The organism is Streptomyces sp. T028 (assembly GCF_048159505.1).
Classification (GTDB): domain Bacteria; phylum Actinomycetota; class Actinomycetes; order Streptomycetales; family Streptomycetaceae; genus Streptomyces.
In genome coordinates this window covers 21,504-27,686 of sequence record NZ_JBLRVZ010000055.1, presented here as the reverse complement: position 1 = coordinate 27,686, position 6,183 = coordinate 21,504, and the positions used below count along the sequence as shown (strand labels likewise).

General features: G+C 67.7%; 6 protein-coding genes. 5 read left to right on the top strand and 1 reads right to left on the bottom strand.

Features of this window, described 5'->3' with window-relative positions:
- The first annotated feature begins 240 nt into the window (after positions 1-240).
- From ACLZN2_RS42235 to ACLZN2_RS42215, 5 genes are all read left to right on the top strand, one after another.
- Positions 241-747 (top strand): XRE family transcriptional regulator, encoded by a 507-nt coding sequence (locus ACLZN2_RS42235; RefSeq protein ID WP_416985070.1) that lies wholly within the window; start codon positions 241-243, stop codon positions 745-747.
- Positions 748-941: 194 nt separating this feature from the next.
- Positions 942-1,511 (top strand): hypothetical protein, encoded by a 570-nt coding sequence (locus ACLZN2_RS42230; protein WP_416985069.1) that lies wholly within the window; start codon positions 942-944, stop codon positions 1,509-1,511.
- Between the two features lie 10 nt (positions 1,512-1,521).
- Positions 1,522-2,715 carry an MAB_1171c family putative transporter gene (locus tag ACLZN2_RS42225; protein WP_416985067.1) on the top strand — a complete coding sequence of 398 codons (1,194 nt, stop codon included), beginning with the start codon at positions 1,522-1,524 and terminating at the stop codon, positions 2,713-2,715.
- Complete coding sequence (locus ACLZN2_RS42220; protein WP_416985065.1) at positions 2,715-3,320, top strand: hypothetical protein; 606 nt, start codon at positions 2,715-2,717, stop codon at positions 3,318-3,320. The genes ACLZN2_RS42225 and ACLZN2_RS42220 overlap by 1 nt, the downstream gene beginning before the upstream one ends.
- A 200-nt stretch (positions 3,321-3,520) precedes the next feature.
- A complete protein-coding gene (locus ACLZN2_RS42215; RefSeq protein WP_416985063.1) occupies positions 3,521-4,666 on the top strand; it encodes a Fic family protein in 1,146 nt (381 codons plus the stop codon).
- 91 nt (positions 4,667-4,757) lie between these two features.
- On the opposite strand, the gene ACLZN2_RS42210 is transcribed toward ACLZN2_RS42215, so the two are convergent.
- A complete protein-coding gene (locus ACLZN2_RS42210) occupies positions 4,758-5,930 on the bottom strand; it encodes an acyltransferase family protein (protein ID WP_416985062.1) in 1,173 nt (390 codons plus the stop codon).
- Positions 5,931-6,183 lie beyond the last annotated feature (253 nt).

Sequence of the window (6,183 nt, the reverse complement as noted above, 5' to 3'; positions counted from 1 at the left end):
CCCGACCCCGTGACCCGCCCCCGTTGTGGACGGCGCGGCATGCCTTCCCCCGTGGACGCACGCAACGTCGTCTACTTTATTTTACGGATCTCCCTCAGCATGCCGAAGTATCCTCCCGATTGTCAATCAGACTTTACGAACCCGCGCCGCTATCCTCGTCCGTAAACTTGGGCGCACAGTGAGGGCTTGACCGTCGAGAGCGATCAGTGACGTCGGGCGTCAGCAGTGAGGGGTGATCTGATGGAGAGCCGGAATCCGGCGAGCGGGCGCACCATCGCCCAGAAGCTCGACCACTTGATCCGCACCGTCCATCCCTCGGACCGGGGTCCGCTCAGCTACATGGAGATCGCCGAGGGGATCCGCGCGAAGGCCGGACCGGATGGGCCGACGGTGTCGCATGCCGCGATCCAGAAGATCCGCAAGGGCGAGATCATCGACCCCAAGGTCAGCACCCTTACCGTGATCGCGGGCTTCTTCGGCGTACCGGTGACCTATTTCCTCGACGACGAGGTAGCCGAGCGGGTGGACGCCAAACTCGCCCGGGTCAAGGAGCGGGTCGAGCTGACCCGGGCCCAGCGAGAGCTGGTGAAGATCCTGGAGGACGGCGACGTACGGGACGTCGCGCTCCGCATGAACGGCCTGTCGGCCGGAAGCATCCAGGCGATCCGTGGCGTGATCGACCAGGCGCGCAGGCTGGAAGGGTTGCCGGAGCCGCCGTCCCGCCGTGCGCGGGACACGAAGGCCTGACGCGCGAGCCCATCGTGGCCGGATCACATCGGTGTTCGGTACGTCGACTCAGGGCGACTTGAGCATGCCCACATCATCGCCTAGGCTCACGTGAAATTTCGTTCGCTTCACTCAGCGGACAGCGCTTCGGCGGAATGCCATGGAATATCCGGGATTTACACCCGACCCGGGTCTGCCCGGCCAGCGAGGACCGCATGTACATCACGCGCCGACGTGCCCGATGCGAGGCCGTAGCCGACGTGGTCGCCATCCCGCGCCCCTTCGATCTCGACACCTTGTGCAAGGGCCTCGCCGCCCAGCGGGGCCGTCCCCTGCGCTTGGTCGCGCTGGAGGGTGCCCCGAACAGCAACTTGCCCTGCGGGGTTCTGGTTGCCACCGAGAACGCGGACCTGATCTTCTACGAACCGGCGACCAGCGCCCTGCACAAACTCCAGATCGTGCTGCACGAGCTCGCCCACCTGCTCCTCGGCCACGGGGCTCCGGACGCCGACCGGCCCGCGTACGCCACCAGACTGCTGCCGGACGGCGAACAGGACGAGGACGAGGACGACCTCGGGATCGACCTGGACCAAGTGCTGCACATCCTCGGGCGCACCAGCTACAGCGACAACCAGGAGAAGGACGCCGAGCTTCTGGCGACGATTCTCAGCCATCGCATCCTCGACCGCGAGGCCACCACGAACCCCGTACTGGAACGGCTGGGCGATGCCCTCGGCCACCCCATCCGCACGTTCACGGATACTCCCCGAGACCAGAGAGCGTGAGAGCGCCCGCATGAGCACCGTGGTTCTGGCCCTGTTGTGGGTGGTCGCCGTCTGGCGTGCCCCGTCAGCCGTACGGTCGTCGAAACAGCGCACCCTGTGGGTCGCCTTCGCCGCGTTGACGCTCTCCATGACTCTGCGCCACCCGGCCATCATGCACGCCATCGACGATGGCGCCGGCGTCAACAACCTGTCGACCCTGCTCAAGCATTACCTGGGCATCACAGCTGCGGCCGCCGTCCTGGAGTTCGTCTACGTCATCACCCGGCCCCATACCCGCACCGGAGTGCGGCAACGGATGGCGGCTGTCGGAATGACCATAGCCATGCTGACCGTACTGTTCGCCTTCGTACCGCGGCGGACCGAGGCCGAGGACTTCTTCGAGAACAGCGCCGGATCCGTCCCGGCCACCGCCTATCTGCTGGTCTGGCTCACCTACCTGGCCACCGCGATGGCCATGGCCACCCGGCTCTTCTGGGGTTCCAGCCGCCACGCGGGAGCGGGCTGGCTGCACACCGGCCTGCGGCTGCTCGGCGTGGGCACGGCGGTCGGGGTGGCGTACGCGCTGTCCCGTGCCGTCTACCTTGTGCTTCGCCTCACCGAGGCGGCCGGACCCCACAGCGACGCGAGCGCGAGCACGTTCACCGACGCGATGAAGCACACCGCCATCGGCCTGATCCTCGTCGGCAGCTCCGTCCCGGCCGTCGGAGTGGCCTGGCGGGCGGCCCAACACTGGCGGTACCTGCGCACGCTGCGCCCCCTGTGGCAAGACCTGACCGAGGCCGTCCCCGAGGTCGTGCTGGGCGAGGACCTGCGCCGCCGGGAGCTGCGGATGCGGCTGCACCGCCGAGTCGTGGAGATCCGCGACGCGATCCTCGCCCTCCAGCCGTACGTCTCGGCGGCCCAGCGGGACGCCGCCGATGCCGCCGCATCCGCCGCCCGACGGGACCTCGCGGAGGCATGCTGGATCGAGACCGCCCGCCACGCCAAGCTCGCGGGCCTCGTCCCCTACGACACCGTCCAGCGCCGAGACGTCGGCTCCGCCGACGATGACGCTGCCCTCGACCTCGAAGCCGAGGCCCAATGGCTACGGCGGATCGAGGCTGCCCGGGCCGGCGACACCGTACGAGACTTCGTCCGCACCCACAGCCCCCACGATCAGAACACGCACGACGGCCACCACTCCGCCCAGCAGAAAGCCCTCTAGTGACCAGCACCGAAACCGTTGCCGACGCTCCACCGGAGTCCCGCGCCGCCCGCCTCGTCACCGACGGCTTCGAGCCGAAGAACTGGATCCTCGTCGTCACCCTGCTTGTCGGCTGGCACGCCGACGGACTGGCCGGGGTCGGCTGGGGGCTGTTCGGCGCGCTGTTCGCGGCCGTCATCCCGGTGCTCTTCATCAAGCTCGGTGTGCGGCGCGGCACCTGGGCCGACCGTCACCTCGGCGTGCGGCAGCAGCGGCTCGTGGTCATGGTCTTCATCATCTGCTCGGTCACCACCGGCACCCTGCTGATGAGCTTCCTCGGCGCCCCGTCGGCCATGGTCGCGCTCATCGCGGCGATGGTCTCCACCCTGGTCATCCTCATGGCCATCACCTTCGCCTGGAAGATCTCCGTCCACGCCGCCGTCTCCTCCGGCAGCATCGCCATCCTCGCCCTCGCCTACGGCCCCTGGTCGCTGGCCGCATACTCCCTGGTCGCCCTGATCGGCTGGTCCCGCGTCGCGCTGCGCGACCATACCCCGGCCCAGGTCGTGGCGGGGGCAGCGCTGGGCTCGGTGGTGGCGGGGGTGACGTTCGGGCTGCTGCGGTAACCACCCACCGGACCAGCGCCGATGCCCCGTCGCCGGCCCGCATCGACGGCGACGCGCTGCACCGGGCGGTCCGACGCCGGCTCGCCGACCGCCGCCCGAGGGCGACGGGGCCGCGCGGCAGCCTCGCGGTGGACGGCAGGGACGCTGGGGTGTCCGAGAGCAGCGATGCTCCGACCCTACGTGTGTCGTAGTATCGAAGGATGCTCTTTGCCGCACCGTCCCTGGCCTCGGACGACCGTCGCGTCATCGACGAGATCGAGGCGTTCCGTACCGAATTCCGTCACCGGCTCGCCCAGCCCCGACGCTGGGAAGGGCAGCTTCGTCGATCGCTCACGGCGGCCGCCGTTCGGGGATCGACCCACATCGAGGGCTATACGATCAGCGCCGAGGACGCCGAGACCCTGGTTGCCGGCGGGGACATTTCCCCTGACACGGACGAGGCGACACGCAACGCTGTCACGGGCTACCGTGACGCCCTCACCTACGTCCAGCGCGCAGCGGGCTTCCGGATTTTCTCCTGGGACCACACCCTGCTCTCGGCCCTGCACTTCATGATGGTCAGAACTCCCGACGAGGAGCTGCACGCCGGGGAGTACCGCACCAGCGGGGTATGGGTCTCCGGCGGCCCGAACCGTCCGCCCGTCTACACCGCTCCGGACCCCGAGCACGTACCCCCTCTCATGGACGAACTGATCCACTGGCTTGCCGAAGGGGACCTGGACGCGCCGGCCCTCGTGCGGGCTTCCATGGCTCACCTCAACCTCGTCTCCATCCACCCCTGGCGCGATGGGAACGGACGCATGTCCCGCGCCGTTCACACCCTGGTCCTGGCGCGCGAGGGCATCCTCGCCCCCGAGTTCTCCAGCATTGAGGAGTGGCTCGGTGCGGACGACTTCAACACCCGCGAGTACTACGCAGCCCTGCGCACCGTCCAGTCAGGTTCCTGGCAGCCGAAGCGTGATGCCGCCTCCTGGATCAGGTTCTGCCTCACCGCTCACCATCTCCAGGCCCAGGAAGTGCAGCGACGTTTCGAAGTGGCGGCCCGGCTCTGGTTCCGCCTGGAGCACCTTGCGGAGGAACGGCGGCTCGACGAACGCACCGTCTCCGCCCTGTACGCCGCCACGCAGGGGCATCTGCGCCGCACCACCTATCAGTCCGAGGAAGCCCTCACCCGCGACCAGGCCCTGGCCGACCTCCGTACCCTGCGCCGCCTGGACCTCATCGAGTCCGTCGGTCACGCTCGTACACAGCGCTACGTCGGCGGCTCCGCCCTCCGTAAGATCCGCGCCGAAGTCCACACAGAGGTTCACGCCGACCTGTACCGCGAGCCCTACCGTCAGTTGTGAAGGGCGGATACGACCGGACACGTTGTGGGACCCAATAGGCGGAGTGGGTGGACGGTCGCACGCCGGGAACCGCTGGCCCTCTCCCGCATCGTCAGGTCTCGCGAGGCTGCGCCCTTTGAGGCTGTTGACGGCCGCTCGCGCCGCTGCCGGTCCAGTAGGAACGGCCCAGTGCGATCACGGATTTCCAGGATCTGTTCCGCTTGAAGGGCATCTCGAAGAGCTGGGCGAACAGCCACGCCCCGAGCAGCGAAACCGGCAGTGCCACGATGAGCGTGAACCAGAACGTGGGCAGGCCGGATGATACGAAATGCGGGGCCACGCGGCGGATTACGGCCATGACGAGCGGCAGGTGGATCAGGTAGAGACTGTAGGAGAAGCCGCCGAGACCTTGAAGGGGGCGTGAGGTGAGGATCCGTGTGAGGACGGCGGATCTGCCGGTGGCGACTGCGGCGATCAGCATCGTCATGGCGGGAGCGATGGCGATATCCACCCAGAAGTAGTGGTTCACCGTCCACACGGAACCCCGGACGACGCCGAGGGCCAGAACGGGCATGGCGGCCAGGACGGCGAACCAGCCCCACGGCAGGCGTCGCACCCGGTCCGACGCGACGACGATTCCCGCGCCGATCATGCCCGCCACGAATACAGGGGCGAGATGTGGAGTGAGCTGGTTGGCGCCCTCCACAGGGGACGCGTCCGGCGCCATCAGGCCACGGGCGACCACCGGAAGTGTCACGCAGGCGACCAGGACGGCCGCGCTGAACCGCCGCCGAACGAAAAGGAGAAGAGGAAAGAGCAGATAGAGCTCGGCCTCCACTCCGATCGACCAGAAAGCGCCGTTCGGTGTGGGGGCGGTGAAGATGTCCTGCGCGACGAGGCCGTACACCACGATGGACTCGCCGGTGGGTGGCCCGAAATGCGAGGCCGGCACCACGAACGAGGAAATGATCAGGCTCATCACCAGTGCTGCCCAATACGGAGGCAGGATGCGCCAGGCTCGTCGGCGCAGGTATGAGGCGACGCCGCCCGACCGCCAACCCTGACGGGCCGGGGAAATCGCCAGGGAGAAGCCGGACAGCACCAGAAAGAAGACGACCGCAAGGCGTCCGAACATCAGCCCGTCCAGCCATCCGGGCGCTGAACTGTTCGGATAGCCCGGGAAGGTGTACAGCCAGCAGTGGAACAGGACCACATACAGCGCCGCCAGACCGCGGAGACCATCCAGGCCCCGTAATTGCGGACGGACGTCTCCTCCGTTCTTCATCCTCTCCTCTCCTGCCGGGGAGGCCAGGGTGAGAGTGCTGTTTGCCGAACCGCTCGAATCCACGGAAATCGTTCAACCCTTTGTCTGGACATCGCGTCTGGTGGTGCGCCGGGCGGTGCAGTCCCCCCTGACTGGTACGCGGCGTCCGACTGAGTCGTTCAGCGAAATCCTGAGTGGTTCCTGTTCGAAGCCTGAGAGGGCATGTTCACGACAAATCGGATACCCTTGGTGAATCATGGTGAATTCGCAGGGT